Consider the following 3,222-nt stretch of genomic DNA (forward strand, 5'->3'; position numbering starts at 1 on the left):
CGGGGTGATGGGTGGCTGGTCGTTGTTTGAGAACTGCACAGTGGACGCGAGCATCTGTGGCCAAGTTTTTAAGGGCGCACGGTGGATGCCTTGGCACCAGGAACCGATGAAGGACGTGGGAGGCCACGATAGTCCCCGGGGAGTCGTCAACCAGGCTTTGATCCGGGGGTTTCCGAATGGGGAAACCCGGCAGTCGTCATGGGCTGTCACCCATACCTGAACACATAGGGTATGTGGAGGGAACGCGGGGAAGTGAAACATCTCAGTACCCGCAGGAAGAGAAAACAACCGTGATTCCGGGAGTAGTGGCGAGCGAAACCGGATGAGGCCAAACCTACGACGTGTGAGACCCGGCAGGGGTTGCGTCGTGGGGGTTGTGGGATCTCTCTTTCACAGTCTGCCGGCTGTGAGACGAGTCAGAAACCGTTGATGTAGGCGAAGGACATGCGAAAGGTCCGGCGTAGAGGGTAAGACCCCCGTAGTCGAAACATCAGCGGCTCGTTTGAGAGACACCCAAGTAGCACGGGGCCCGAGAAATCCCGTGTGAATCTGGCGGGACCACCCGCTAAGCCTAAATATTCCCTGGTGACCGATAGCGGATAGTACCGTGAGGGAATGGTGAAAAGTACCGCGGGAGCGGAGTGAAATAGTACCTGAAACCGTGTGCCTACAAGCCGTGGGAGCGTCGCGCATTGAGTTTACTCAATGCGTCGTGACTGCGTGCCTTTTGAAGAATGAGCCTGCGAGTTTGCGGTGTGTTGCGAGGTTAACCCGGGTGGGGTAGCCGTAGCGAAAGCGAGTCCTAATAGGGCGTTTGAGTAGCACGCTCAAGACCCGAAGCGGAGTGATCTAGCCATGGGCAGGTTGAAGCGGAGGTAAGACTTCGTGGAGGACCGAACCCACCAGGGTTGAAAACCTGGGGGATGACCTGTGGTTAGGGGTGAAAGGCCAATCAAACTCCGTGATAGCTGGTTCTCCCCGAAATGCATTTAGGTGCAGCGTCGTGTGTTTCTTGCCGGAGGTAGAGCACTGGATAGGCGATGGGCCCTACCGGGTTACTGACCTTAGCCAAACTCCGAATGCCGGTAAGTGAGAGCGCGGCAGTGAGACTGTGGGGGATAAGCTCCATGGTCGAGAGGGAAACAGCCCAGAGCATCGACTAAGGCCCCTAAGCGTACGCTAAGTGGGAAAGGATGTGGAGTCGCAGAGACAACCAGGAGGTTGGCTTAGAAGCAGCCACCCTTGAAAGAGTGCGTAATAGCTCACTGGTCTAGTGATTCCGCGCCGACAATGTAGCGGGGCTCAAGCGTACCGCCGAAGTCGTGTCATTCATACAACAGGGCCAACGCCTGTATGGATGGGTAGGGGAGCGTCGTGTGCCGGGTGAAGCCGCGCCGGAAGGCAGTGGTGGACGGTTCACGAGTGAGAATGCAGGCATGAGTAGCGATACACACGTGGGAAACGTGTGCGCCGATTGACTAAGGGTTCCTGGGTCAAGCTGATCTGCCCAGGGTAAGTCGGGACCTAAGGCGAGGCCGACAGGCGTAGTCGATGGATAACCGGTTGATATTCCGGTACCCGCTGTGAAGCGTCAAACACTGAACCAGGCGATGCTAAGTCCGTGAAGCCGCCCCGGAGCCTTCGGGCAAAGGGGAGTGGTGGAGCCGGCGAACCAGACTTGCAGTAGGTGAGTGATGGGGTGACGCAGGAAGGTAGTCCAGCCCGGGCGGTGGTTGTCCCGGGGTAAGGGTGTAGGCCGTGCGATAGGTAAATCCGTCGCACATGAGGCTGAGACCTGATGCCGAGCCGATTGTGGTGAAGTGGATGATCCTATGCTGTCGAGAAAAGCCTCTAGCGAGTTTCATGGCGGCCCGTACCCTAAACCGACTCAGGTGGTCAGGTAGAGAATACCGAGGCGTTCGGGTGAACTATGGTTAAGGAACTCGGCAAAATGCCCCCGTAACTTCGGGAGAAGGGGGGCCATCACTGGTGAGAGGACTTGCTCCTCGAGCTGGGGGTGGCCGCAGAGACCAGCGAGAAGCGACTGTTTACTAAAAACACAGGTCCGTGCGAAGCCGTAAGGCGATGTATACGGACTGACGCCTGCCCGGTGCTGGAACGTTAAGGGGACCGGTTAGTCAAGATTCGTCTTGGCGAAGCTGAGAACTTAAGCGCCAGTAAACGGCGGTGGTAACTATAACCATCCTAAGGTAGCGAAATTCCTTGTCGGGTAAGTTCCGACCTGCACGAATGGCGTAACGACTTCTCGACTGTCTCAACCATAGGCCCGGTGAAATTGCACTACGAGTAAAGATGCTCGTTTCGCGCAGCAGGACGGAAAGACCCCGGGACCTTTACTACAGTTTGATATTGGTGTTCGGTTCGGCTTGTGTAGGATAGCTGGGAGACTTTGAAGCGGCCACGCCAGTGGTTGTGGAGTCGTCGTTGAAATACCAGTCTGGTCGTGCTGGATGTCTAACCTGGGTCCGTGATCCGGATCAGGGACAGTGTCTGATGGGTAGTTTAACTGGGGCGGTTGCCTCCTAAAGAGTAACGGAGGCGCCCAAAGGTTCCCTCAGCCTGGTTGGTAATCAGGTGTTGAGTGTAAGTGCACAAGGGAGCTTGACTGTGAGACCGACGGGTCGAGCAGGGACGAAAGTCGGGACTAGTGATCCGGCGGTGGCTTGTGGAAGCGCCGTCGCTCAACGGATAAAAGGTACCCCGGGGATAACAGGCTGATCTTCCCCAAGAGTCCATATCGACGGGATGGTTTGGCACCTCGATGTCGGCTCGTCGCATCCTGGGGCTGGAGTCGGTCCCAAGGGTTGGGCTGTTCGCCCATTAAAGCGGTACGCGAGCTGGGTTTAGAACGTCGTGAGACAGTTCGGTCCCTATCCGCTGCGCGCGCAGGAATATTGAGAAGGGCTGTCCCTAGTACGAGAGGACCGGGACGGACGAACCTCTGGTGTGCCAGTTGTTCTGCCAAGGGCATGGCTGGTTGGCTACGTTCGGGAGGGATAACCGCTGAAAGCATCTAAGCGGGAAGCCTGCTTCGAGATGAGTATTCCCACCCCCTTTGAGGGGTTAAGGCTCCCAGTAGACGACTGGGTTGATAGGCCGGATCTGGAAGCCCAGTAATGGGTGGAGGTGACCGGTACTAATAGGCCGAGGGCTTGTCCATATTTGCTCGCGTCCACTGTGTTAGTTCTGAGGCAACGACCG

The 3,222-nt window shown here is 56.9% G+C and carries 1 rRNA gene; it reads left to right on the forward strand.

Annotated elements, in window-relative coordinates:
• Positions 1-58 precede the first annotated feature (58 nt).
• Positions 59-3,181 (forward strand): 23S ribosomal RNA (locus tag AQJ46_RS51100).
• The last annotated feature ends 41 nt before the right edge of the window (positions 3,182-3,222 follow it).

The organism is Streptomyces canus (assembly GCF_001514145.1).
In the GTDB taxonomy this organism is placed as follows: Bacteria; Actinomycetota; Actinomycetes; order Streptomycetales; family Streptomycetaceae; genus Streptomyces; species Streptomyces canus.